General features: G+C 68.6%; 19 protein-coding genes and 1 tRNA gene. 12 read left to right on the forward strand and 8 right to left on the reverse strand.

All coding sequences use genetic code 11. The features are described 5' to 3' along the window. Positions 1-9 precede the first annotated feature (9 nt). Positions 10-86: transfer RNA gene (locus RQI43_RS14360), tRNA-Arg, on the reverse strand. A 189-nt stretch (positions 87-275) separates the two neighbouring features. Between RQI43_RS14360 and RQI43_RS14365 the strand changes: the two genes are divergently transcribed. Further along, positions 276-1325, forward strand: coding sequence for a cysteine synthase A (locus RQI43_RS14365; protein ID WP_311275589.1), 1050 nt, complete (start codon positions 276-278; stop codon positions 1323-1325). A gap of 188 nt (positions 1326-1513) precedes the next feature. Further along, positions 1514-1669, forward strand: coding sequence for a hypothetical protein (locus RQI43_RS14370; protein ID WP_018046049.1), 156 nt, complete (start codon positions 1514-1516; stop codon positions 1667-1669). Positions 1670-1735: 66 nt separating this feature from the next. Here the strand turns inward: RQI43_RS14370 and RQI43_RS14375 are convergent, their stop codons facing one another. Further along, on the reverse strand, positions 1736-3160 hold the full coding sequence (locus RQI43_RS14375) for a serine protease (RefSeq protein ID WP_311275590.1): 1425 nt from the start codon (positions 3158-3160) through the stop codon (positions 1736-1738). A 280-nt stretch (positions 3161-3440) separates the two neighbouring features. Between RQI43_RS14375 and RQI43_RS14380 the strand changes: the two genes are divergently transcribed. The 4 genes from RQI43_RS14380 (at position 3441) to RQI43_RS14395 (ending at position 13155) form a co-directional block, all read left to right on the forward strand. Beyond that, positions 3441-8681: an alpha-2-macroglobulin gene (locus RQI43_RS14380; RefSeq protein ID WP_311275706.1), complete on the forward strand. Its 5241-nt coding sequence runs from the start codon at positions 3441-3443 to the stop codon at positions 8679-8681. 4 nt (positions 8682-8685) lie between these two features. After that, positions 8686-10890, forward strand: coding sequence for a penicillin-binding protein 1C (gene pbpC / locus RQI43_RS14385; protein ID WP_311275591.1), 2205 nt, complete (start codon positions 8686-8688; stop codon positions 10888-10890). Positions 10891-11224: 334 nt separating this feature from the next. After that, positions 11225-12259, forward strand: coding sequence for a GGDEF domain-containing protein (locus RQI43_RS14390; protein ID WP_311275592.1), 1035 nt, complete (start codon positions 11225-11227; stop codon positions 12257-12259). 179 nt (positions 12260-12438) lie between these two features. Beyond that, positions 12439-13155, forward strand: a complete 717-nt coding sequence (locus tag RQI43_RS14395; protein ID WP_311275593.1) for a hypothetical protein — start codon at positions 12439-12441, stop codon at positions 13153-13155. Positions 13156-13162: 7 nt separating this feature from the next. Here the strand turns inward: RQI43_RS14395 and RQI43_RS14400 are convergent, their stop codons facing one another. From RQI43_RS14400 to RQI43_RS14425, 6 genes are all read right to left on the reverse strand, one after another. Further along, positions 13163-14137 carry a sulfonate ABC transporter substrate-binding protein gene (locus tag RQI43_RS14400; protein ID WP_311275594.1) on the reverse strand — a complete coding sequence of 325 codons (975 nt, stop codon included), beginning with the start codon at positions 14135-14137 and terminating at the stop codon, positions 13163-13165. A gap of 252 nt (positions 14138-14389) precedes the next feature. Beyond that, the gene (gene ssuD, locus RQI43_RS14405; RefSeq protein ID WP_056422701.1) at positions 14390-15553 is read right to left on the reverse strand and encodes an FMNH2-dependent alkanesulfonate monooxygenase; all 1164 of its coding nucleotides are present in this window, start codon (positions 15551-15553) and stop codon (positions 14390-14392) included. Positions 15554-15599: 46 nt separating this feature from the next. Next, complete coding sequence (locus tag RQI43_RS14410; protein WP_311275595.1) at positions 15600-16445, reverse strand: ATP-binding cassette domain-containing protein; 846 nt, start codon at positions 16443-16445, stop codon at positions 15600-15602. A gap of 54 nt (positions 16446-16499) precedes the next feature. Further along, positions 16500-17288 carry an aliphatic sulfonate ABC transporter permease SsuC gene (gene ssuC, locus RQI43_RS14415; RefSeq protein WP_311275596.1) on the reverse strand — a complete coding sequence of 263 codons (789 nt, stop codon included), beginning with the start codon at positions 17286-17288 and terminating at the stop codon, positions 16500-16502. Positions 17289-17384: 96 nt separating this feature from the next. Continuing rightward, complete coding sequence (msuE, locus tag RQI43_RS14420; RefSeq protein WP_311275597.1) at positions 17385-18008, reverse strand: FMN reductase; 624 nt, start codon at positions 18006-18008, stop codon at positions 17385-17387. Between the two features lie 301 nt (positions 18009-18309). Next, on the reverse strand, positions 18310-19383 hold the full coding sequence (locus RQI43_RS14425) for an HD-GYP domain-containing protein (RefSeq protein ID WP_244478194.1): 1074 nt from the start codon (positions 19381-19383) through the stop codon (positions 18310-18312). 340 nt (positions 19384-19723) lie between these two features. On the opposite strand from RQI43_RS14425, the gene RQI43_RS14430 reads away from it, so the two are divergent. From RQI43_RS14430 to RQI43_RS14455, 6 genes are all read left to right on the forward strand, one after another. Beyond that, positions 19724-20275, forward strand: a complete 552-nt coding sequence (locus RQI43_RS14430; RefSeq protein ID WP_056422713.1) for a SiaB family protein kinase — start codon at positions 19724-19726, stop codon at positions 20273-20275. A gap of 13 nt (positions 20276-20288) precedes the next feature. Then, positions 20289-20684: a DUF1987 domain-containing protein gene (locus RQI43_RS14435; protein WP_056422718.1), complete on the forward strand. Its 396-nt coding sequence runs from the start codon at positions 20289-20291 to the stop codon at positions 20682-20684. Beyond that, complete coding sequence (locus tag RQI43_RS14440) at positions 20684-21547, forward strand: GGDEF domain-containing protein (protein WP_156467637.1); 864 nt, start codon at positions 20684-20686, stop codon at positions 21545-21547. The genes RQI43_RS14435 and RQI43_RS14440 overlap by 1 nt, the downstream gene beginning before the upstream one ends. Further along, positions 21544-23262 carry a SpoIIE family protein phosphatase gene (locus tag RQI43_RS14445; RefSeq protein ID WP_056422721.1) on the forward strand — a complete coding sequence of 573 codons (1719 nt, stop codon included), beginning with the start codon at positions 21544-21546 and terminating at the stop codon, positions 23260-23262. The genes RQI43_RS14440 and RQI43_RS14445 overlap by 4 nt, the downstream gene beginning before the upstream one ends. A 184-nt stretch (positions 23263-23446) precedes the next feature. After that, entirely contained in the window at positions 23447-23710 is a 264-nt protein-coding gene (locus RQI43_RS14450) for a hypothetical protein (protein WP_405030624.1), read from the forward strand. A gap of 25 nt (positions 23711-23735) precedes the next feature. After that, a complete protein-coding gene (locus RQI43_RS14455; RefSeq protein ID WP_311275598.1) occupies positions 23736-24674 on the forward strand; it encodes an ABC transporter ATP-binding protein in 939 nt (312 codons plus the stop codon). Positions 24675-24790 lie beyond the last annotated feature (116 nt).

Raw genomic sequence — 24790 nt, forward strand, 5'->3', positions numbered from 1 at the left:
AAGGAGAATTGGCGCGCCCGAAAGGATTCGAACCTCTGACCCCCAGATTCGTAGTCTGGTGCTCTATCCAGCTGAGCTACGGGCGCCGACCTGACCGGGGGAGAGTTGTGCGCTCCGCCGTCGGTGGGGGTGTCTAGAATCTCCTTTTCAGCTTGGCAACCCCTTCTCGACCGATAGGCGTACCTTTCTGCGATCCGCGTGATCGTGGGTGGTCGCGGGACGCCGTGTCGGTCATGCTCGTTGCTCCTCACATCGCAGGAGACGCCCGACCCGTCATGACCACGCGCACCCCTTCCCTCTCCGGCGATGTCCTCGCCGCCATCGGCGGAACGCCGCTGATCCACCTGCGCAGGGCGTCGGACCTCACCGGCTGCACCATCCTCGGCAAGGCCGAGTTCCTCAATCCCGGACTGTCGGTGAAGGACCGGGCGGCCCTGTCCATCGTCGCGGATGCGGAGCGGCGCGGGTCGATCCGGCCTGGCGGCACCATCGTCGAGGGGACGGCGGGCAATACCGGCATCGGGCTCGCCCTGGTCGCCTCGGTCCGCGGCTACCGCACGGTCATCGTCATCCCGGAAACGCAATCGGCCGAGAAGAAGGAGACGCTGCGCCTCGCCGGCGCCCGCCTCGTCGAGGTCCCGGCCGTGCCGTTCTCCAACCCGGACAATTACGTGCATGTGGCGCGGCGGCTCGCCGAGCGCCTCGCTGCGACCGAACCGGCCGGCGTCTTCTTCGCCAACCAGTTTGACAACGTCGCCAACCGCCAGGCGCATGTGGACACGACCGGCCCCGAGCTCTTCGCCGCGACGGAGGGGCGGATCGACGGTTTCGTCTGCGCCGCCGGAACGGGGGGCACCCTCGCCGGCACCGCCCAGGCCTTGCGGGCGCTCAAGCCCGGAATCACCGTCGCGCTCGCCGATCCAGAGGGATCGGCGCTACATGCCTATTACACCACCGGCACGCTGAAGGCCGAAGGCTCCTCGATCACCGAAGGGATCGGCCAGGGCCGGGTGACCGCCAATCTCGAAGGGTTCCGGCCGGACCATTCCTTCCGCATCCCCGACACGGAAGCGCTGGACATCGTGTTCGGGCTGATGCGCGAGGAAGGGCTCAGCCTGGGCGGCTCATCGGGGATCAACGTCGCCGGCGCGATCCGGCTCGCGCGGGTTCTCGGCCCCGGCCACACCATCGCGACCATTCTCTGCGACGGGGCGGCGCGCTACGCATCGAAGCTGTTCAACCCGGCTTTCCTCACCGAGCGCGGGTTACCGGTGCCGGCCTGGCTCACGGAAACGGCGGGCGATCTCCTCGACTGGCGGGCCTGATACCGGACGGTGACGGGTGCGTCTCGTGACCGTCCGACCGTGCTGCTGGGGCTGAAATCGACTTTCCTGCAACACCGTCATCAATCTGCATCATCGTGACGCGGTAGCGTTGAACGGAATCGGCGGATGGACGTTGCACCGGTCAAGCTCAAGCAATGTTGGTTGGGCGTGACCGGAGTTTCTTTCCCATGACCCTGACCACCATCCTGCTCATCATTCTGATCCTCGCCGTCCTCGGCGGCGGCAACTTCCTCGGTGGCGGCGCTTATCGCGGGCAGAGCTTCGGTCTGGGCGGTATCCTCATCATCATCCTGATCGTGCTTCTGGTCACGGGACGCCTCTGACCGCACGACCGGACCGGCGGGGCGTTCCGGCGCTCCGCCGGCCATGCATCCGGGACAGCGCGATCCCTACGGACAGGTGAGGCCGACCACCGAGTCAGCCACCCTGGAGGCGACCGCGCCGAGGGTGGAACCCGATCCGCCGCTGGCCGCCCCCGGCGAGATGCCGTTGTCGGCCAGGAACGCGAAGGCCACGCGGCCATCGACCATCGGGTAGCTCATTGGCGGCGCCACACCGGCGACGAGACGGGGCGACGACGGATAGCGGGCGACGAGACCCGCCAGGGCTCCGTCCCGGTCGAGCACGATGGCCCCCGACGATCCGGGCTGTAGCGGCGCGGAGAGCCGATCCCCGCCAGCTTGGCCCGACGAGACGGCGATCCCCCCTCCCCCATCGGCCCCCAGGACCACGAGCGCGTCGCCCGGCGTCAACGCGCTCCCTTTCGAGGCCAGGGTGGCAACGCGGCCCTTCGCGCCGGTCCCTTCGAGAAGTGCCAGACCGCGGCCTGCATCCACCTTGACGATACGTGCTGCCGCGCCGGCGATCCGTGGTGCCGCACAGGTATCCAGGACCGAGGAGCTTGTCAGGACACGCCCCTGGGCGACGACGAGGCCGATCCCTGTCGTCACAGCGGCGCGGACCAGAGGCGGCAGGGCTTTCACCGCCGGAGCCGGCGTAGACCTGTCGAGTGTCCCACCAGGCTTGGCCGCTACCTGGGCAGGAGCCGCATCGGCCGTCTCCGGGAACGGCACGAAACTGTTGGCGATGGCGATGACCAGACGGTCCAGATCCGGCCCGAGGGCCTTGTCGTAGCCGATGGTGAAGCCGCGAACTCCCCCCGGAGCGGCGGCATAGCGGATGTAGGATTTGCCCGTCGCCGTCTCGCCGGTGACCACAAGGAAATCCGGCCGCTTGATCTTGTAGGTGACCTTGCGGTCGGAGCCCGGCGCGGTGATGCGGGCGAATAGGGCATCGAGACTGGTCTCCTCCGGGGCGAAGGATTTGGTGTCGAGGGTGACGCGGCCATCCCCGCTTTGCCAGCGGGTTCCGCCGGCCTGAGGGCTGCGCTTGGCGAGCAGCCGCTCAGGCACGCCGATCATGACGCCGCTCGCCGGATCGGGCTTCACGGTGAAGCGCGCCGCCTTCCGAGCCATCTCGCCGGCTGCGAGGATCGCCGCCCGCATCCTCGCGTCCGGGAAGCCGGGCGCCGGGTTGCCGGCACGCTTCTGGTAGGAGAGCAGGGCGTCATAGGTGCGGCGCCCAAACGTGCCGGTGATGACGCTGTTGTAGTCGCCGGTCCAGACCAGGGCGTCCTGCAGGCCCTTCCTGTCCGGCTCCGGCAGGGGCTCGAAGGCCGCCTTCGCCGCTTCGAAGGCGGGGTCGGCCGCCGGTGCCGCACGGGCAGGCGCCTGGGCGGGGCCTTGAGCCTGAACCGGCAGGACGAGGAGGGCCAGAGCCGCCGCAACCCCTGCGAATCGCGCGCGCTGCGTCATGGTCCACGCTCTCCGATGGCCTTTTGCCGATGCCGTTTGCGAAGGTGTGACAGAGGGATCGCCGGATTTCCAGCCGATCGTCAGAGCGAGCGCGTCATTGCGGCGCGCGCGCGAGGTGCTAGGGTCCGGCGCGGCACCGAGGGGGGATCGGATGCCGCCGAAGACGAGGTGGGCGATGTCGGGATCAACCAGGCTCGGGCGCGCGACCGCCCATTTTTCCATAACCGTCTTTGCCAGAAGCGTTCTCGCCAGTGCTCTGGCGCTCGGCGGTCTGGTCGCGATGCCGGTTCTCGCCCAGGCGCCCGACCGTCCGGTGGCGCGGATCGCACCCCCGAAACCAGCGCCATTACCCAAGGCTTTTCAGCGTGACGCGCTGGCCAGTGACGGTTTCCGTCTCGAGGCGACGTTGCGGTCGGAGGCCGCCCCCGGTCCCGCCAAACCGGCGGCCAAGCTGCGCGCCGAGGGTGAGGCCCTGGTGGAGGCCGAGAAGCCGGCCGATGCCCTCAAGCCCCTCGCCGGGGCCATTGCCGCCGATGCGGGCGACCCGCAGAACTGGATCGCCTATGCCCGCGCTGCGAGCACGGTGGGCAATGACGACCAGACCGGGGACTACTCCTTCCGCCAGCGCCTCCGCGGCCAGGCTCGGGCAGCCGCCTATCAGGCTTACTTGAAGGCACGCGGTGCCACCGCCGAGGCCGAGGCCCTGGCGACATTGGGCGAGGTCTATGCCGATGAATCCGAATGGCGGCCCTCGCTCGAGGCCTACCGCGCCAGCCTCGCGCTCGCCGACGATGCCACGGTGCGCGAAACCTATGAGGGTCTGCGCGCTGAGCACGGCTTCCGCATCCTCGACTACAAGGTTGATTCCGACGCCGCCGCCCCGCGCGTCTGCTTCCAGTTCTCCGAAAGCCTGGCCCCGAAGACCGATTTCACACCCTTCGTCGCCGTCTCGGGCGCCGCCAACGCCGCCGTCACCGGCAATGGCCAGCAGATCTGCGTCGACGGGCTGAAGCATGGCGAGCGCTACGCCTTCATGCTGCGCTCGGGCATCCCGTCCTCCGTGGGCGAGGCCCTGCTGAAATCGGCCGATTACGAAGTCTACGTGCGGGACCGTTCGCCCCAGGTGCGTTTCACCGGGCGCAACTACGTCCTGCCGCGCACCGGACAGGCCGGCGTGCCGCTGGTCTCGGTCAACGCGCCGAAGATCGACGTGGAGGTGCTGCGCGTCGGCGACCGTGGCCTGCTGCCGTCCCTGCGCTCGGAGGAGTTCCTCGGTCAGCTCAGCGGCATGACCGCGAAGACCATCGCCGATCAGAAGGGCAGCCGCGTCTGGAAGGGCACGCTCGATACGGCCAAGGCCGAACTGAACCACGAGGCCATCACTGCCTTTCCGGTGCTGCAGGCGGTCGGCAAGCTGGAGCCCGGCATCTACATCATGCTGGCCCAGGCCAGCGGCGTCGCCGCCTCCACGGACGAGGATGGCGGCTACGAGGCCCAGGCCACGCAATGGTTCGTTGTCTCGGATCTCGGCCTCACCGCCTTCAAGGGCCGCGACGGCATCCACGTCTTCGCCCGCTCGCTTGCCAACGCGAAGACGGTTCCCGGCGCCGAAATCCGTCTGGTGGCCCGCAACAACGAGGTGCTGGCGACGAAGAAGACCGACGGCCAGGGCCACGTCGCCTTCGATCCGGGCCTCGCACGCGGCGAGGGCGGGATCGCGCCCGGCCTCGTCGTCGCCCAGCTCGGCGACGATTACGGCTTCCTCGACTTCTCTCAGAGCGCCTTCGATCTCACCGACCGGGGCGTGAAGGGCCGTCCGCAGCCGGGCGCGGTGGAGGCCTATGTCTTCCCCGAGCGCGGTGTCTATCGCTCCGGCGAGACCGTTCAGGTTACGGCCTTGCTGCGTGACGCCGCCGGCATCGCCGTGCCGAACCTTCCCCTCACCCTGGTGGTGAAGCGTCCGGACGGGGTCGAGTATCGCCGCGTCCAGGTCGCCGATGCCGGCCTCGGCGGCCGTGCCCTGCCCCTCGCCCTGATGCCGGGCGCGATGCACGGCACCTGGCGGATCGCCGCCTATACCGATGCGAAGGCGCCACCTGTCGGCGAGGCCACGTTCCTCGTCGAGGATTACGTGCCCGAGCGCCTGGAGGTCACCCTCACCCCGAAGAGCCCGACCCTGACGAAGGGCGAGCCGGCGACCATCGACGTCGCCGCGCGCTACCTCTACGGCGCGCCGGGCTCGGGCCTCGACGTGTCGGGCACGGTCCTGGTCCAGGCCGCCGCGACGAGCGGGATCAAGGGGCTCGACGGGTTCTCCATCGGCCTCGATGACGAGAAGGTGGAGGCGACCTCGGCCGAGATCGAGGCCAAGGCCACCACCGACGCCAAGGGATCGGCGACCGTGACGGTGCCGGTCCAGGCACTCAGCGCTCCGCGCCCCACCGAGGCGAAGATCACGCTGCAGGTCGGCGAGCCGGGCGGACGGGCGCTGAGCCGCAGCCTCACCTTGCCGATCTTGCCTTCCGGCCCCGTCCTTGCCATCCGCAAGAATTTTTCTGGCGACCTCGCGGAAGGCGGTGTCGCCACGTTCGACGTGGTCATGGCGAGTCCCGACGGACGGAAGATCCCACAGAACGGCGTCGCCTGGACCCTGTCCAAGGTGGACCGGAACTACCAATGGTACCGCGAAGGCGGGCGCTGGTCGTTCGAGCCGGTCACCTCGACGCGGCGCATCGCCGATGGACGGCTCGACCTCGCCGCAGACGCGCCGGGCCGGGTCAGTTCCACGGTCAGCTTCGGTACCTACCGCCTCGAAGCCCTGGCCACCGGCCGGCCCGAGGCCACGGTCAGCGTCACCTTCACCGTGGGCTGGGGCGGATCCGAGACCGCGGACGTGCCCGATCTCCTCGACCTCAAGCTCGACAAGCCGAGCTATGCCGCTGGCGAGACCCTGCGGGCGCGCCTCCAGCCGCGCTTCAAGGGCACGGCCACCCTCGCCGTGGTGAGCGACAAGGTCCACGACATCCTCGACGTCACGGTGTCGGACAGCGGGACCACCGTGGATATTCCCGTGAAGGCGGAATGGGGGTCGGGCGCCTATCTCGTCGCCACCGCCTACCGGCCCCTCGACCAGGCGGCCAAGCGCCTGCCGGGCCGGGCACTGGGCCTCGCCTGGTTCTCGGTGGATACCGACAAGCGCAGCCTCGCCGTGACCGTAGGGGCGCCTGCGACCACGCGGCCCCGCGAAACCCTGACCCTGCCGATCCAGCTCGCTGGTCTCTCCTCCGGCGAGGAAGCACGGATCAGCGTGGCCCTGGTCGATGTCGGCATCCTCAACCTCACCCGCTACGAATCGCCCAATCCCTTCGGCTATTTCTTCGGCCAGAAGGCGCTGGGACCGGAGATCCGCGACCTCTACGGATACCTGATCGACGGCATGCAGGGCACGCTCGGCGCGATCCGCTCGGGCGGTGACGGCGGTGCTGCGGAACTCTCCGATTCTCCGCCGACCCAGGCGCCGCTGGCGCTCTATTCCGGTGTGGTCCGCGTCGGCCCCGATGGCCGGGCCAGCGTCGACTTTCCCCTGCCCGCCTTCAACGGCACCGGCCGGGTGATGGTGACCGCCTGGAGCAGGGCGAAGGTCGGCTCCGCGCAGGCCGACGTGATCATCCGCGATCCCGTCGTGCTCACCGGCACCCTGCCGCGCTTCCTCAATGTCGGCGACCGCTCGCGCTTCTTCATTGCCATCGACAATGTCGAGGGACAGGCCGGCGATTATACCGTGGATCTCGACCTAACCGGCCCGGTCCTGGTCTCGGCCGGCGCGGTCCACAGCACCATGAAGCTGGAGGCCGGCGCCAAGGGCTCCCTGGTGATCCCGATCACCGCCGCCGGCCCCGGCCTGTCGCGGCTCGACGTGAACCTCTCCGGCCCCGGAATTACCGGCACCGTCGGCCAGAGCTTCTCGCTGAATATCGGCCCCGGGACCGGAGCCCTGGTCCGCCGCTCGGTGAGTTCCCTCGAACCCGGCGCCACCATGCAGGTGACGGGCGACCTCCTCGCCGACATCCTCCCCGGCACCGGCTCGGTCTCGGTGACGGCCTCCTCGCTCGCCGCCCTCGACGTGCCCGCCCTGCTCCAGGCACTGGACCGCTATCCCTATGGCTGCTCGGAACAGACGGTGAGCCGGGCGATGCCGCTCCTCTACGTCAACAAGCTCGCCTCCCTCGACAGGCTCGGCATCGACGACAAAGTAGACGAGCGGGTGCGCGAGGCCATCGACCGCGTACTCTCACGCCAGGACGCCTCGGGCGATTTCGGCCTGTGGAGCGTCGGGGGGTCGAGCGACGTCTGGCTCAACGCCTACGTCACCGACTTCCTGACCCGCGCCCGTGAACGCGGATTCGCGGTGCCGCAGACCGCCTTCGCCAATGCCCTCGACCGCCTGCGCAATACGGTGGCCAACACCACGGAGGTGCGCGACGGCGGCATGGACATCGCCTACGCCGCCTATGTGCTGGCCCGGAACGGGCGGCCGGTGATGGGCGACCTGCGCTACCTCGCCGACACCAAGCTCGGTGAGTTCGCGACTCCCCTCGGACGCGGCCAGATCGCGGCGGCTCTCGCCCTCCTCGGCGACCGGGGCCGCGCGGCCAAGGCGTTCGAGTCGGCGGTGACCGCGCTCGGATCCGCGCGCGACACCTCGACCTATCGCGCCGATTACGGCTCGCGCCTGCGCGACGGGGCCGGCCTTCTCGCTCTCGCCGCCGAGACGGGCCTCGCCCGCGAGACGATCCGGCCGTTGGGTCAGGTCATCACCCAGGAGCGGGCCAGCGGACGCCTCACCAGCACCCAGGAGAATGCCTGGATGGTGCTTGCCGCCGAGGGGCTCGCCAAGGACGCGGACGCGTTGAGCTTCAGCGTCGACGGCACGCGGCAATCGGGCCCGGTCTCGCGGCTCTACCGCGCCCCCGCCCTCGAGGCGAGGCCCGTCACCATCACCAATGACGGGACGGGCGCCGCCCAGACGGTGGTGAGCGTGTCGGGCAATCCCATCGCACCGGAGCCGGCGGAATCACGGGGTTACTCCATCGAGCGAACCTATCATCGCCTCGACGGCACGGTGGTGGATCTCACGCAAGGAGTTCGCCAGAACGACCGCCTCGTGGTGGTGCTTAAGGTGGCCGAGGCCAAGGCCAGCGCCGGCCGCCTCCTGCTGGTGGACCGCCTGCCCGCCGGGCTGGAGATCGACAATCCGAAGCTCCTCGATTCCGATGCCCTGGCGGGGCTCGCTTTCGCCAAGTCGGACGTGCAGCCGGTGAGCACCGAGTTCCGCGACGATCGTTTCGTGGCGGCCTACGAGCGCAGCCCCGAGCAATCCGCCTTCTTCACCGTGGCCTACACCGTGCGGGCGGTCTCACCCGGCACCTATGTCCATCCCGGCGCCACCATCGAGGACATGTACCGCCCCGAACGCTTCGGCCGCACCGCCTTCGGTTCGGTCGAGGTGAGCGCAAAGTAGGCTCATGGAACGCGACATCCCCTCCCCTCCCCCCTTTGCGGGGGAGGGTGGCCCACGAAGTGGGTCGGGAGAGGGGAGCGCCACGTCCGGAGAGGTCGCCCCCTCTCCCGCCTGCTCCGCAGGCACCCTCCCCCGCAAGGGGGGGAGGGTTTCCGGCGGCGTGATCGCCCTCCTCATCCTCCTCCCCGCCCTCGCCCTCTGGCGCTTCGTCGCGACCCTCCCGCCCCTCGACCTGACCCAGGCGAGCCTCCGGTCAACCGTCATCCTCGACCGGGACCGCCATCTCCTGCGCCCCTTCGCCACCGCCGACGGGCGCTGGCGGCTGCCGGTGACGGGGGCGGATGTCGATCCGCGCATGCTCGCCATGCTGAAGGCCTACGAGGACCGGCGCTTTGCCGACCATCCCGGCATCGACCCCGCAGCGACCCTGCGCGCCGCCTGGCAATGGCTCCGCCACGGCAGAATCGTTTCCGGGGGCTCCACGCTGTCGATGCAGGTGGCTCGCCTCGTGGAGCCGCGCCCCGAGCGCTCGCTTAGCGCAAAGCTTCGGCAGATGGTGCGGGCGGTCCAGCTGGAACGCCGGTTGGGGAAGGACGGCGTGCTCGACCTCTACCTCGCGCTCGCCCCCTATGGCGGCCCGGTGGAGGGCTTGCGGGCGGCGAGCTTCGCCTATTTCGGGCGCGAGCCCGCCCGGCTTTCCTTCGCCGAATCCGCCCTCCTCGTCGGCCTGCCGCAAGCGCCCGAGGCGCGCCGGCCGGATCGCTACCCCGCCCGCGCCCGGCAGGCGCGCGACAGGGTGCTCGACATCGCCGCCGCGCGCGGAATCATCACGCCCGCCGAGGCGAAGGCCGCCAAGGCCGAACCGGTGCCGGACCAGCGAAAGCCCTTCCCGATGTTCGCGGCCCATGCGGCCGAGGCGGCCGTGGCCGCCGATCCCGCTGCTCGGGTCCAGCGCCTCTCTCTCGACGGGCGATTGCAGGCGAGCCTCGAACGGCTGGCGGCCGAGCGCGCCGCCGCCATGGGGCCGGGCATCTCGGCGGCGATCCTCGCCATCGACAACCGCACCGGCGGGGTGATCGCGCAGGTGGGGAGCGCCGGCTATCTCGACGCCAGCCGCTCCGGTGCCATCGACATGACGGGGGCGATCCGCTCGCCCGGCTCGGCCCTGAAGCCGTTCATCTACGCGCTGGCCTTCGAGAACGGCATCGCCCATCCCGAGACCCTTCTCGACGACCGGCCGGTGCGCTTTGCCGGCTCCTACGCGCCGGAGAATTTCGATCTCAGCTACCAGGGCACCGTCACGGCGCGGCGCGCGCTCCAGCTTTCCCTGAACGTGCCGGCGGTGGACCTGCTGGAGGCGGTGGGCGCCGCCCGCTTCATCGCCCGTCTGCGCGGCGCGGGAGCGCGGATCGACCTGCCGCGCGACACGGCACCCGGCCTGCCGGTGGCTCTGGGCGGCCTCGGCATCACCCTCACCGACCTCGCGCGGCTGTTCTCCGGCCTCGCCCGTGGGGGCTCGGTGCCCGACCTGATCCGCCGCCTCGACGGGCCGGCCGCATCGCCCCCGCCGGAGCTGCGCGTCACCGAACCGGTGGCGGCGTGGTACGTCGCCGATACCCTGCGCGGTGCGCCGCCGCCGGCGAACGCGCTGCCCAACCGGATCGCGTTCAAGACCGGCACATCCTACGGCTATCGCGATGCCCTGGCGGTGGGGTTCGACCGGCGCGTCACCATTGCGGTCTGGGTCGGGCGGGCGGACGGCAACGCCGTGCCGGGTCTCGTCGGGCGGGCGGTGGCCGCGCCGATCCTGTTCGACGCGTTCTCGCGCTTCGGCGGCGAGCCCGATTCCGTGCCGATGCCCCGCGACGCACTGGTGACCACCACCGCCGGCCTGCCGCCGCCCCTGCGCCACATCCGCAAGGACGTGCCCAAGACCCTGTCGGCGGCCCTGGGCTCGGCCCTCAAGATCGCCTACCCGCCGGATGGCGCCCGCATCGATCTCGGCCTCGCCGAACCCGGCCCTGCGCCGAGCCTCGCCCTCAAGGCGCTCGGCGGGGTGCCGCCCCTCACCTGGATGGTCAACAGCCTGCCCGTCGCCGAGAGCGCCCGGCGCCAATCGGAATGGTCACCGGACGGCGCGGGCTTCGCCAGGATCTCGGTGATGGACGCGTCGGGTGCCAGCGACAGCGTTGTTGTGAGGCTGGAGTGACCGCCGACCCGGCGGGTCGTGGTGCAACCTTGAAAGTCGCGCGAAAGGCTTACACGCGCTCGACGAGCAACGATACTTCGCGACGACTTAGTGCACCGGCGATGGATTATCCTCGCCCAGTCGCCACGAGCAGAGCGCCGGTATTTATCACATCGCACCGGCCTCGCGACAGTTGTCGCCGGGATTCAGCTGGACCGGATCCTTCGGTGATGCGCTCTTAAGGCTTTGCCGTTAAGACAGTTTCGGTCCGTGCCGCTACGAAGTCGCCTTCATGTTTCCGATTCCCGACGTGCCGACCCTTAGTCTATGCAGCACGCTGATAAGCGTTGCTTTCATGACGGTCTATCTGACGTTGTGGCGTAACCGGACCGGACAATCTTTCCTGCTCGACTGGGCGGGAAGTTCCGGACTCTACGCAGCGATCATGATCGGCTTCGGAGTGGTGGGCGATCATCCGGTTGCGATCGCGGTCCTGCACGCGCTGCTCGGCGCTTCCTCTCTCCTGGTCCTCACCGGTGTGGACCGGTTCGACGGCCTGCCAAAGCGTCGCCCCTGGGCGATCCCCCTGATCCTGCTGCCCGGCCTCGGATATCTCGGCCCCGCCCTTCTGCTGGACCGGACGGCCGCGCAGATGGGCGGCATCCTGGGTTTGGCGGTCGTCATGCTGGCGATCGGCTCGGTTCTCGTGAGCGGCCGGCGCGGCGACGTCATGGGAGGGCGCCGCATCGCCGGACTGGCGCTCCTCGGATACATCCCAGCCTATCTGCTCACGCTGGTCATCCTGAAGAACCACAGCGAGATTCCCTATGCCGTAGCCCTCGTTCCGCTGCTGGCGGACCAGATCCTGCTCCCCATCCTCAATCTCGGCCTCATCTCGATGCCGGGCGAACGGGCGCAAGCAGTTCTTCGCCGTCTCGCCCTGCATGATACGTTGACGGGCGCCCTCAATCGCGCCGGCCTCACGGCGGATTCGCCGGCTATCGTCGCCCTGGATACGGCGGTGATCGCCATCGATGTCGATCACTTCAAGTCCATCAACGACCGTTACGGCCATGCGGCGGGCGACGCGGTGCTGGTCGCCCTGGCCACCTGCGCCATGCGCCGTCTTTCGGGCCGGGACCTTTTCGTGCGCCTGGGTGGCGACGAGTTCATCGTCGTCCTCGCCGACACCGCCCGCGAGACCGCCCTCGCCTTCGCGGACGATCTACGACGTGCCTTCCGGGCGCTGCCGGACCTGCCGGCCTGGACCGCCAGCATGGGGGTGAGCATGGTCGCGGCGGGGGAAACGTCGCTCATCCGGGCGATCGCGCGGGCCGACGAGGCCCTCTACGAGGCCAAGGCGTCGGGACGCGACCGCGCCGCGGCCTGACCGCCGTGAACGCTCATCGCGGCTAGCATGCGAAGCCGGCCCCCAGCAATGACGCCCCTCGCGTGCGACGCGTCACGCCGAAGGCGCGCGAATTCATATGTCCTCCGCCTGGGCCAAGCTTTGAAGCGGCCGATCGATTCGATGGACGAAGGGGCGGCGGACATGAATGAGGATTGGACATGAGCGGTAGCATGGTCCCGGCGACCGATCCCCTCGCGGTCGCGGAAGCGACCCTGGCCGACGCTGCCGCCTCTCTCGAACCGGCGAGCGCACAACGCCTGCCGCTAGCCCTCAAGCTCGCCTATACGGCCTTCATGGCGGTGCTCGTGCCCGTCTACTGGAGCTGGTACGGGCCGACCAACTTCCTCTATTTCTGCGACGTCGCCCTGCTGCTCACCCTGGTGGGGATCTGGCGGGAGAGCCCGCTCCTGGTCTCCATGCCGACGGTGGGCATCCTGGCACCCCAGTTGCTCTGGGTGGTGGATTTTCTCGCCGAACTCGGCGGCGTGTCGCTCACCGGCATGACCGCCTACATGTTCAAGGCCGAGAACCCGCTGTTCCTGCGCGGGCTCTCGCTGTTCCACGGCTGGCTGCCGTTCCTGCTCGTCTACCTGGTCTGGCGCCTCGGCTATGACCGGCGTGCCTGGGCGGCATGGTCCGGCCTCGCAGTCGCGGTGCTGTTCGTGTGCTTCTTCCTGATGCCCGGTCCGCGCCCCGATGCTGGGCTCACGCCCGTCAACATCAACTACGTCTGGGGCATGAGCGACGCCGTCGCCCAGACGATGATGCCGGCCTGGGCCTGGTTCGCGAGCCTTCTCGTCGTCATCCCCCTCGTCCTGTGCGGGACGACCCACCTCATCCTTCGCCGGCTCATGCCGGCGCCGGCCGGGCGGTAGAGCCCCATCAACTACCGGATTTCCGCACGGCGTCGGAGACGGTGATGGGCTTGGGCAGCAGACCGAGGCGGTGGAACGTATCGGCCACCTTCTGTTGGTCGGCGATCACGGCCGCGTCCAGCGGGGTCACGCCGTAGGTCAGCCGCTTGAGGGCGATCGTGAGGATCGGCGCCGGGATGCCGATGGCGGGGGCCAGTTCGGCGGCCACCGCGTCGGTATTGTCCTTGGCCCAGGCGTCGATCTCGCCGATCGCCGCGAGGGTGGTATCGAGCGCCTCCTTGTTGGCGTCGGAGAATGGGCGGGTCGACAGGTAGAACTGCCGGTTCGGCACGATGTCGGTGCCGTTCACGAGAGTCCGCGCGCCGGTGGCCCGCTCGCCCGAGGCGAGGAAGGGGTCCCAGATCACCCAGGCATCGACGGCGCCGCGCGAGAAGGCCGCGACCGCGTCGCCGGGCGCCAGGAAGACCGGCGTCACCGCCTCGTAGGGCACGCCGGCCTTCGCCAAGGCCTCGACCAGGAAGTAATGGACGTTCGAGCCCTTGTTCAGGGCGATCTTCTTGCCGCGCAGATCGGCGACGGTCTTGATCGGGCTGTCCTTGGCGACGAGGATCGCCTCGCCGAGCGGTGCCGCCGGCTCGTGGGCGACGTAGAGGAAATCCGGGTTGTTGGCCTGCCCGAAGATCGGCGGCGCCTCCCCGGCCGAGCCGAGATCGATGGCGCCAGCATTCAGCGCCTCCAGCAGCGGCGGCCCCGAGGGGAACTCGGCCCAGCTCACCCGGTAGCCGAGCGGCGCCAGCTTCTTCTCCAGCAGGCCCTTGCCCTTCAGCAGGACCAGCGTGCCGTATTTCTGGTAGCCGATGCGGATGACCTTGTCCTCGGCGCGCGCCAGCAGCGTGCCGAGGATCAGGAATGCGAGGGCGGTGAGGAAGGCGAGGGTCGTCTGCCGAGGCGGGGAGAGGGTGCGCGCGGTGGAACGGGGCATGGAATGTCCTCGTACAGCTTCTGGAACAGATGTCCGGTGAGAGGCCCGCCTCTCCCCGCAGGCGGGAAGAGGACCGGATGCACCTTGTCGTGCATCCGGTGAGTGAAGGCGAAGCCGGAACGAGGGTGAGGGGGACTCACCGGAGGAACCTCCTTCGGCGTCAGCCCCTCACCATCGGCTGCCGCCTCGCCGCGCCGACGACGGGGTCGCCGCAGCCCTGTCCCCGCGAGCGGGGAGAGGCGATGCTCTCCCTCAATGCGCCGCGATCCGGCGACTGGGGACGATGTCGTTGGCGATGACTTCGCCGAACGGGCCGTTGTTGCGGGCGTTGCTCGGGGGAACACCGGTGGTGGCGCGAAGCGGCAGCTTCGGGAAAACGAGTTCGGCGAAGCGGTAGGCCTCCTCCAGATGCGGGTAGCCGGAGAGGATGAAGCGATCGATCCCGAGGTCGATATACTCCTTCATCCGGTCCGCCACCTGATCGGCCGAGCCGACGAGCGCCGTGCCGGCGCCGCCGCGCACGAGGCCGACGCCGGCCCAGAGGTTGGGCGAGACTTCGAGCTTTGTGCGGTCGCCGCCATGGAGCGCCATCATCCGGCTCTGGCCCACGGAGTCCTGGCGCTTGAGAGTGGCCTGCGCCCGCGCGATGGTCTCGTCGTCGAGGCGCGAGATCAGGTTCTCGGCCGCCGCCCAGGCTTCGCCCTCGGTCTCGCGGACGATGACGTGGAGGCGGATGCCGTAGGAGAAGGTCTTGCCCTTGCGGTCGGCGGCTTCCTTCGCCTTGGCGATCTTCTCGGCGACGCCCGCCGGAGGCTCGCCCCAGGTCAGGTAGACTTCGCAATGCTCGGCCGCGACTTCGATGCCGGCCGGCGAGGAGCCGCCGAAATACAGCGGCGGATAGGGTTTCTGGACCGGCGGGAAGATGAGCCGGCCGTCCTCCACCTTGAGATGCTTGCCTTCGTAATTCACCGTCTCGCCGGACATCAGCCCGCGCCAGACATGCAGGAACTCGTCGGTGACGACGTAGCGCTCGTCATGGTCGAGGAAGACGCCGTCGCCGCGCAGTTCCACCGGGTCGCCGCCGGTGACGACGTTGATGAGGAGGCGCCCGTCAGAGATCCGGTCCAGGGTCGCGGCCATGCGGGCGGCCATGGATGGCTCCTGCAGGCCGGGACGCACCGCCACGAGGAAACGCAGGCGCTTCGTCAGCGCCGCGAGAGCCGAGGCGATGACCCAGGAATCCTCGCAGGAGCGGCCGGTGGGCAGCAGCACGCCGTAATAGCCGAGCTCGTCCGCGGCCTGCGCGATCTGGCGGAGATAGGCCAGCGACACGTCGCGGGCGCCTTCCTGCGCGCCGAGGTAGCGGCCGTCGCCATGGGTGGGAAGGAACCAGAGGACGTCGGTCTCTGCGGTCATGGGATGCTCCTGGTGTTGTGCCGGTGGGATCGCGCGCGTCCGGGGATCAGACCGGGGCACGGTCCTTCAGCAGATGGTCGAGGATACGGCCTTCCAGCCGCGCGAGTTCGGGGTCGCCGCGCCGGCGCGGGCGGGGCACGTCTACGGTCAGGTCGAGGGCGACGCGGCCCTCCTCCACCACGAGGATGCGGTCGGCCATGGCTGCCGCCTCGGCGACGTCGTGGGTGACGAGGATGGCGGTGAAGCCCTGGTTGCGCCAGATCCGCTCGATCATGTCCTGCATGTCGATGCGCGTCAGGGCGTCCAGTGCACCGAGAGGCTCGTCGAGGGCGAGCAGGCCCGGCCGGCTGACGAGGGCGCGCGCCAGGGCGACGCGCTGGCGCTGGCCGCCGGAGAGGGTGGCCGGCCAGTTGCCGGCCTTGTCGGTGAGGCCGACCTCGGCCAGCACGGCCGCCGCTCGCTCGCGCCGTTCCTGGCGTCGCCCGGCCCCGCCGAGCCCCACGGCGACGTTGTCGGCGACCCGGGCCCAGGGCAGCAGGCGCGGCTCCTGGAACATGATGCGCTTGGTAGCCGAGCGCGCACCCGGGTTCTCCAGGTCGATCCGCCCCGCGCTCGGCTGTTCGAGACCTAGGATCAGGCGCAGCAAGGTGCTCTTGCCGCAGCCCGAACGGCCGACGATGGCCACGAACTGGCCCGCCGGGATGTGCAGGTCGAGCCCCTCGATCACCTGATGACCGTCGAAGGATTTCGCCAGGCCGCGCAGGGTGACGGCGACCCCTGTGCCTGCGGTCGCCGCAGGACGCGTGGACTGGCGGAGCGGGGGAGCGACGGGCACCTCGCGGGGCGGCGCGAGAGGGGCGTCGGACGCCCGAAGCAGGGTGGAGGCGGTCATGGACGTCGTCCGTAGGGTTGATCGAAGGACAGGGGCACGTCGGGTCGATGCCCCTCAGATATTCCGATAGGCCGGGTTCCAGGCGAGGAACGAACGCTCCAGCAGCCGGGTCAGGGTGTCGGCGATCTTGCCGAGGAGGGCGTAGATGACGATGGCCAGCACCACCACGTCCACCAGCATGAACTCACGCGCCTGCATCGCCATGTAGCCGAGGCCGGACGAGGCCGAGATCGTCTCGGCGACGATGAGCGTGAGCCACATGATGCCGAGCGCGTAGCGCAGACCGACGAAGATCGAAGGCAGCGCACCGGGCAGGACCACCCGAAGGAACAGGGTCGTGGGCGACATGCCGTAGACCCGGCCCATCTCCACCAGTTGCGGATCCACCGAGCGGATGCCGTGCAGGGTGTTGGCGTAGATCGGGAAGAATACGCCGATGGCCACAAGGAAGAGCTTGGCCTCCTCGTCGATGCCGAACCAGAGAATGACCAGGGGGATCAGCGACAGGTGCGGGATGTTGCGCACCATCTGCAGGGTCGTGTCGGTGAGCTTCTCGGAGAGCTGCGACAGGCCGTTGGCAAGGCCGAGAGCGAAGCCGATGCTGCCACCGATGAGGAAGCCGACGGCCGCCCGCAGGAAGCTGATCCAGAGATTGGCCCAAAGCTCACCGGTCTTGCTCGCCTGCCAGCCCGCGGCGATCACGTCCGAGGGGGCGGGCATGAAGCGGGTGGAAACGAGGCCGGTCGAGGCCGCCGCCTGCCAGCCGGCGATGATCGCCACCGGCACGAGCCAGGGTGTCAGGCGGCCGAGGATGTCGGAACCGATGGTTGTCTGCCGTGGCATGTGTCCAGCCCTTGCTGACTGAGGCTCTGTAGGAGGCGCCGATCTCGGCGCCGTCGGGCGCATCGCCCGGCCGGCGCCCCCGGTCGTCCGAGGGGGCTATCGGTTCGGAGCGGCGAAGGCGGCGGCCGGCGCGGCCTCGAACGAAGCCGAGGGCTTCGCCCGTGCGCCGAGCAGCGCAGCGAGCTGGGACGCGGCATCGGAAACGCGGCCCCGCACGCCCTCGTCGACGAGGATTCCGTCGGAGAAATCCGCGTCGCTGCCATAGACGGAGGTCGGGACGGTCTGCGCGCTGAAGAAGCCGAAGAGAGGCCGAAGGGAATGCTCGACGACGAGGGCGTGACGCGCACCTCCGCCCGTGGCCGACAGCACGACGGGCTTGCCCACGAGAGCCGTCGGATCGACGAAGTCGAACAGGTGTTTGAACAGGCCGGTATAGGCGCCCTTGTAGACCGGCGTCCCGACGATGAGCGCATCGGCGTTCTCGATCGCCTCCAGGATACGCCGGGCCGGCAGCGAAAGCTTATCGCGCGACCAGGCCGCGCCGAGGCCGGTCCCGGCATCGACGACGTCGAACAGGCGGATATCGGCGCGGAGCCGCGCACCGGTCGCCTCGGCCACCGCTTCGACGAGCGCCCGCGTCTTGGAGGGACGCTGGAGATTGGCGCTGAAGCCGACGATGCGGGGGAGCGGGCCTGAGAAAGAGCTGCCTTGTAGAGACATCGAGCGCCTACCGATCGGGTTCGGGAATGTGCCGGGGGCATCGATCAGAACGTTCCGTCCGATCGTCGAATGCGCCCCGGCATCGTTGCCGAACTGTGATCGCAGCGACGATCCGGGTCAACGAAACGTGCTTTTAAAAGAACAAGGCGAGGGAGATGGGTCTTCGCTTAGATCTCACACGAAGAGATAAAACTTTTGATCTAGAACTTTCTTGCAAAAATCGCGGCCGTCCTGCGACATCGATCCAAGTGAACGGGGCCCGCAAACGGGTCCGAGTTCGGCAAACCGAACGCCGCAATCCCTAGACCAGGGCGTCGTCGGGGGTCGAGAGCCTGACGATGGGCAGGAAGGCCCGCAGGAGCGGCATGTCGAGCTTGCCCGTCATCCCGAGCATGATGGCATGGGCTTCGGCATGCGGGAGCGGCTTGCGATAGGCGCGCCGTTCGGTGAGGGCGGAGTGGATGTCGCAGATCGTCACGAGGCGGACGAGATCAGAAATCGCATCGCCGGTGAGGCCGGACGGGTAACCGCTGCCGTCGAGCATCTCATGGTGATGCCTGACCACATCGAGCATCGCGGGATCGAACCCTTCCTGCCCGGTGAGCATGTCGGCGCCGGCGGCGGCGTGAGTCCGCATGATGGCCAGTTCGTCCGAGGTCAGCGCGCCGGGCTTGTTGAGGATGGCGAGGGGGATCTTGGCCTTGCCGATATCGTGCAGCAGCGCGGCCTTGGTCAGGCGCTTCCGGTCGGCCCGCGGAATCCCGAGGTGGAAGCCAAAGGCCGCGGCGAACCCGGCGACGCTGAGGGAGTGCTGATAGAGCAACTCGTCGTAGCGTCCGAGCACGTCGAGCCACGCACGGATCCCCCCCTCCGAGACAGCTTCCAGAATGACGTCTGTGCCGGCATCGACCTCGTCGGCCGAGATCGACTGGTCGAATTGCGCCGCATGGAACATGCCCGCCACGACCGAACAGGCGCGATGCGCCTTCGCTTCCACAGCGGCGTTCTCGCCGTCGCGCCGTGTCCGCATCTTCCGGCCGGCGTCGATCAGGCTGAGGAGGAGGGAGAGGATGGTCGGGCGCGGAGTATCGGCCGCGGCGATGCGCAGGGCCGGATTCGCCTTGTGCGGGATGTCGGCAGGCGAGCCGGTGAGGACGAGGCAGGGTACGCGCAACATGAGGAGGCGGGTCGCCCAGGCTGCCGCCACGCCTTCCCGAGGGTCCATGTCGATGACTGCGACGACGGGGAGGATGGCGGGTATCGACTGGTCGCCGAGGACGCTGCGGCAAGGGAGAATCGTGGTGATGGCGCGCGCCAGCAGCCTTACCCGGTCCGGCCGATCCGATACGATGAGGACGGACTTCTCTTGCGTCACGATCCGATCCACTTCAGACCGACGAGGTCTGGATTCGTGCCCACGCCAACGCGCACCCGCGACTTCTACAGTGTCAAATCCCTATAAATTGTTTCTCTCGACCGGTCGGCTCAACGGCTCATGACTTGACGACAAGACTTCGGAATTGGGAAGTCCCCCTTCCGGATCATGACGGACCCTGGCCCGGCACACCGTGGTTAATCGGGTGGAACGAATTGTGCTTCTCTCGGGCGAGCGCCGGAGCGATAACTCTCCGTAGACGCTTTGGAGCTAATGCTTCCGGATCGTGTGCTTGGACGCCGCTCCGGCATCACCATCCGCCTTGTCCAGGGAGGACGCATTGCTCGCGCAGGATTTCAAATCCTTCTTCGAGACGTCGAAGCGCAACGGCATCATCCTTTCGTTCGGCGGCGACCTTTCGGAGAATGTCCTGTTCTCGCTCGGGGAAGTCCTGAAGCTTCGGATGATCCAGGGTGAGACGGACGCCACCATCGCCAAGCGGGTGTTCTCGATCTTCGTCGAGCAGGCCCAGAACATCATCCGGTATTCGGCCGACAAACTTCCCACGGACCGGGCCTCCGGCGGTATGATCAGCGCGGGAATGATCGTTGTGGGCGTCGAGAACGGACATTTCTTCGTCGTGTGCGGCAACGAGATTCCCAAGGCCGATGCCGCTATCCTGCGCGAGCGATTGGACCATATTGCCGGCATGTCGAGCGAAGAACTCAAGCGTTTCTACCGCGAAAAGTTACGCCAGGCCCCCGATGAAGGCAGTCTGGGCGGCAGCATCGGGCTGATCGAGATCGCCCGCCGGTCGAGCGCACCGGTCGAGTTCGAATTTCACGACCTTGGCAGCGAGCGCAGTCTGTTCTGCCTCAAAGCCTTCATCTGACGGCGCCCCAGCAATGGACCGGATTCAGATTCCAGCCACCCCCCGATCCCCCGAGGTGGATTTCGACTTCGCCGCCGGCCGTTTCAGGCTGGCCGGTGAATCGTACCCGGAGGATGCCGCGGCCTTCTTCGGCCCCCTGCTCCAGGCCTTGCGGACCTACCTCGCCGCATCGAGCACGGATCCGATCGTGTTCGAAGTCGCCCTCGTCTATTTCAACTCTTCGAGCGCGAAGGGCCTGATGAACCTGTTCATGCCTCTCGAAGACGCCGCCGAGGCAGGGCGTAGCGTCACCATCCGCTGGCTCCATGCCGAGGGGGACGAGACCATCGCCGAGGCCGGGGAGGATTTCGCGTCGGACTTCACCCACGCACGGTTCGATCTCGTCGAGACCGCGCAGACGGGGCACTGATGCGGATGAAGACCAAGCCTGAGATCGTTGCGCAGATCGGCGATCCACCCGCCGTCGGCGAAGCGTTCAGCCTTTACGATACCGAGGAAGCGGTCCTGGTGAAGACCGACGGAATGCTGGCGGGCCTGGCGCAGGTCGCGGGCGGCGTCCAGCAGCTCGCCGAGGCCTACCGCCGCAGCTATGACGAGCAGCGCCGCCTCGTGAGGTTGAGCGACCGGATGCAGTTCGACCTGCAGAGGGCGAACCGCCGCCTCGCGGAGCAGCAGCGCGACCTCCAGGCCCTCAACGAGGCGCTGTCCGGCGAGATCGAGAATCGGACCCGTCTCGAAGCCAAGCTGAGGAGCCTGGCCGATACCGACGATCTCACCGGCGCGGTGAACCGTCGCCGCTTCATGGAAATCAGCCGGCGTGAATGGCTGAGATACGAACGCGACCGAGTTCCCGCCTGCCTCCTCATGGCGGATCTCGACCGGTTCAAGCGGCTCAACGACGAGTTCGGCCATGCCGCCGGGGACGCGGCTCTCATCTGCTTCGTCGAGACCTGTCGCAAGCGGCTGCGCAAGGTGGACGTGATCGGCCGCATGGGCGGCGAGGAATTCGCGATCCTGCTCACCGAGATCGAACCCGATGCCGGGCTCGTGGTCGCCGAGGACTTGTGCCGTCTCGTCGACGAGACCGGCGTGGAATGGCCCGGCGGACCGCTGGCACTCTCCGTCAGCATCGGCGTCGCGGCCATCGAGGGAACCGAGACCTTCGAACAGACGCTCGGCCGGGCCGATGCCGCGCTTTACGCCGCCAAACATGCCGGACGCGGCTGCGTCCGCTCGTTCCGCAGCTCGATCCGGACCGTCTCGCCGCCATGACCTCCGATCCGGGGGGCAAGGTGGCATCGCCCGCCGTCGGTTCTCCCCCCCGCAAGCGCTCCTTGAGGGGCGGCGGTCCCCTGAGCGGCGACGAATTCCGGGAACTCGCCGGTTTCGCCGACGCCTCGGCATCCGCGCCCGGCACGATGCGGCCTGGGGCGCTGCGCGGCTCTGCGCAGGGACGCGACCTCGACAGTCTGGCCCACACCCTGTTCCTGCGGATCTACCCGGTGATCGCCATCGTTGTGCTGGCGACGCAGATCGGCATCGCCTGGGTGAACTACACCGACAGCCTCAGGCTCTATACCGAACGGGCGAACCTCCTCGTCACCCTGACCGCCCATTCCATTGCCCGCCCCGATTGGAGCGAGCGCCCGGACGTCTACACGGCGCAGATCCAGGCCCTCACCCTCGATCCGGCCTTCCAGTTCGTGCGCGCCTGGAACGCGGCAGGCGGACTGGTGATGTCCGTCGGCGAGATACCGGCCGGTCGGGGCCTCGAACTCATCCGCGCCTCCAGCACCGTCACGGCGGCGGGGCGCGCAGAATCCGCGGGGCGACTGACGCTGGGATTGTCCACCGAAGCCCTGCGCCGCAACGCCGAGAAACAGGCGCTCCTGGCGTTGGGGGCGACCCTCATCCTGATGCTCGCCTTCGTGCTGACCCTCCATGCCAATGTCCGCAAACACGTCCTCGCCCCCCTGAAGCGACTGCTGCTCGCCATGCGCGAGGTCGAGCACAAACGCTGGTCGTTGGTGGAGTTCGACGGTGCCGTCCGGGCCAGCAACGAGATCGACGTCATCTCCTCGGCCTTCAACCGTATGGTAGAGGGCCTGCGCGCCGGCGACGAGGCGAAGCAGCTTCTCGCCGAGCTCGAACAGGCTCATGCCAAGCTCGCGGACGCCAACAATCAGGTGATGGAGAGCATTGGCTACGCCCGCCGGATCCAGACCTCCGTCCTGCCCGACCGGGCGGCACTGGCCGGCGCCGGCATTGACGTCGCCGTTCTGTGGGAGCCACTGCATCAAGTCGGCGGCGACTATTTCTGGCTGGAACGCCTCGACGACCTCAGCATCGTCGTGGTGGCCGATTGCACCGGCCACGGGGTGCCGGGCGCCTTCATCACCCTCATCGTCGCCACCGCGCTCGACCGGCTGCTGCACGAGCGCGGCCTGCGCTCGCCCGCCGAGATCCTGACGGCCCTCGACGAAATGGTCCGCGTCCAGTTGCGCCAGGACGGGCGCGGTGCGGAATCCGACGATGGGCTCGATTGCGGCGTGTGCATCTGGGACCCCGCGGCACGAAGGCTGAGCTTCGCCGGCGCCGGACTGGCGCTCACCAGCATCACGGAAGCGGGCCTCACCCGGATCAGGGGCGCGCGGCACGGGCTCGGCTACCCACGGCACGGGAGCACCCGGTTCACGACCGAGGACATCATTCTGGACGTGGCGCCGGGCGACACCTTCTACCTGATGACCGACGGCCTCACCGACCAGATGGCCCCCCCCGGCGCGCAACGCCGGCTCCTCGGGCATCGTGGCGTGTCGGATATTCTCGTTCGCAGCCGCGACGAGGAACTCCGCCGGCAGATCAGCATTCTCGAGGCTGAGCTCGTTGCCTATCGGGGGCTCGAGAGCCGCCGGGACGACATGACCCTGGTCGCGTTCCGGCCGATACGTCCCACCTCGCCTGACGCCGCTGAGGACAACCGATGATCGACCGGTGCGCTGGCACACGCAAGACCGCGTGAGGATTCGGCACTGTCTGCGCTGTCGTCAGTAGACCGCCTCGGAAAGCCATAACCTTGCCGTCATGGCGGACCAAGCATGGCGGACCGGGAACGCTGGTATCCGCGGCCTGCTACTGCGTCATTATATGTTTCAAAAGTCGAGATTGATCATGACACGCTTCCTTGCCGCGTCCGTCTGTCTGGGCCTGCTCGTCGCCGTGCCCGTTCAGGCGCAGCCCTCGAACATTTCACAGCAGCCTGCGCCGAAGCGCATGACCACTGCCATGGGTGTGACCAAGCCGCCGGGCTCCACCTTCAATCGGGCCTCCACCGAAGCCGATATGCTCAAGGCCCAGAAGATATCTGCAGCGCGCGACAAGGCTTGGGACCGGAAGATGCGGACCACCATGGGCTCGATCTGCCTCGGCTGCTGACGCCAGAGACCGCGAGGCTCGGTCGATGATCCGGTTCGAGGGCGTCTCGCGCCGCTTTGCCGGCGCAGAGCGGCCCGCCGTCGACGGGATCGACCTCGACATCGCCGCCGGGACGACCTGCGTCCTCATCGGCCCCTCCGGCTGCGGCAAGTCCACGACGTTGCGCATGGTCAACCGTCTGGTGGAGCCGGATGCCGGACGTGTCCTCCTCGACGGACGCGACGTGGCGGAGGTCGATCCGGTGCGGCTGCGCCGTGGTATCGGTTACGTGCTGCAGGGCATCGGTCTGTTCCCGCACCGGAATGTCGCCGAGAACGTCGCCACCGTGCCCCGCCTCCTGGGCTGGACACGCGCCCGGATCGCAGATCGGGTGGACGAGATGCTCGACCTCGTCGGCCTCGACCCGGACGCGTATCGCCAGCGACGGCCCGACGAATTGTCCGGTGGCCAGCGCCAGCGCGTCGGCGTCGCCCGCGCCCTGGCGGCAGACCCTGACGTGCTCCTCATGGACGAACCCTTCGGCGCCGTGGACCCCGTCGCCCGCGACCGGCTTCAGGAAGAGGTCGGCGAGATCCTGCGCAGGCTCAAGAAGACCGTGATCATCGTCACCCACGATATCGACGAGGCGATGCGGATGGGCGACCGCGTCGTGCTCATGCGAGAGGGCCGGATCGTCCAGGCCGACACGCCGGACCGCCTGCTCGCAGCCCCAGCCGACCGATTCGTGGAGAGCTTCGTCGGTGAAGACCGGGCCTTGCGCCGGTTGGCCCTGAGCCAAGCGGGCGCGATCGCGGTTCCGGGCGATCCGGGTGATGCGCCGGGCGTCACCGCGGAAACGTCGTTGAAGGACGCCCTGGCGCTGCTCCTATCCAGCGGCGCCGATCACCTCGCGGTAACCGGGAGCGATGCCCCCGCCATCCTGACTCTCGCCGCGATCCGAAACGCTGCCTCGCGTCGGGTCTGATCGCGCCTTCGTCACAGAAAAGCGCGTCGCGTTAGGCACCCCCTCCCTTCTTCCCGCCTACGGGGAAAGGAACGGAGGGCACCCCGTCACGCCTTCGGTGAGCGAGAGGCGAAGCC

It is taken from the genome of Methylobacterium sp. WCS2018Hpa-22, assembly GCF_031843785.1.
Taxonomy (GTDB): domain Bacteria; phylum Pseudomonadota; class Alphaproteobacteria; order Rhizobiales; family Beijerinckiaceae; genus Methylobacterium.

Bases quoted from the DNA above. Each gene is read 5' to 3' on its own strand.
- RQI43_RS14365 (WP_311275589.1), top strand. From the start codon at position 276: ATGACCACGCGCACCCCTTCCCTCTCCGGCGATGTCCTCGCCGCCATC.
- RQI43_RS14370 (WP_018046049.1), top strand. From the start codon at position 1,514: ATGACCCTGACCACCATCCTGCTCATCATTCTGATCCTCGCCGTCCTC.
- RQI43_RS14375 (WP_311275590.1), bottom strand. From the start codon at position 3,160: ATGACGCAGCGCGCGCGATTCGCAGGGGTTGCGGCGGCTCTGGCCCTC.
- RQI43_RS14380 (WP_311275706.1), top strand. From the start codon at position 3,441: ATGCCGGTTCTCGCCCAGGCGCCCGACCGTCCGGTGGCGCGGATCGCA.
- pbpC (WP_311275591.1), top strand. From the start codon at position 8,686: ATGGAACGCGACATCCCCTCCCCTCCCCCCTTTGCGGGGGAGGGTGGC.
- RQI43_RS14390 (WP_311275592.1), top strand. From the start codon at position 11,225: ATGACGGTCTATCTGACGTTGTGGCGTAACCGGACCGGACAATCTTTC.
- RQI43_RS14395 (WP_311275593.1), top strand. From the start codon at position 12,439: ATGAGCGGTAGCATGGTCCCGGCGACCGATCCCCTCGCGGTCGCGGAA.
- RQI43_RS14400 (WP_311275594.1), bottom strand. From the start codon at position 14,137: ATGCCCCGTTCCACCGCGCGCACCCTCTCCCCGCCTCGGCAGACGACC.
- ssuD (WP_056422701.1), bottom strand. From the start codon at position 15,553: ATGACCGCAGAGACCGACGTCCTCTGGTTCCTTCCCACCCATGGCGAC.
- RQI43_RS14410 (WP_311275595.1), bottom strand. From the start codon at position 16,445: ATGACCGCCTCCACCCTGCTTCGGGCGTCCGACGCCCCTCTCGCGCCG.
- ssuC (WP_311275596.1), bottom strand. From the start codon at position 17,288: ATGCCACGGCAGACAACCATCGGTTCCGACATCCTCGGCCGCCTGACA.
- msuE (WP_311275597.1), bottom strand. From the start codon at position 18,008: ATGTCTCTACAAGGCAGCTCTTTCTCAGGCCCGCTCCCCCGCATCGTC.
- RQI43_RS14435 (WP_056422718.1), top strand. From the start codon at position 20,289: ATGGACCGGATTCAGATTCCAGCCACCCCCCGATCCCCCGAGGTGGAT.
- RQI43_RS14440 (WP_156467637.1), top strand. From the start codon at position 20,684: ATGCGGATGAAGACCAAGCCTGAGATCGTTGCGCAGATCGGCGATCCA.
- RQI43_RS14445 (WP_056422721.1), top strand. From the start codon at position 21,544: ATGACCTCCGATCCGGGGGGCAAGGTGGCATCGCCCGCCGTCGGTTCT.
- RQI43_RS14450 (WP_405030624.1), top strand. From the start codon at position 23,447: ATGACACGCTTCCTTGCCGCGTCCGTCTGTCTGGGCCTGCTCGTCGCC.
- RQI43_RS14455 (WP_311275598.1), top strand. From the start codon at position 23,736: ATGATCCGGTTCGAGGGCGTCTCGCGCCGCTTTGCCGGCGCAGAGCGG.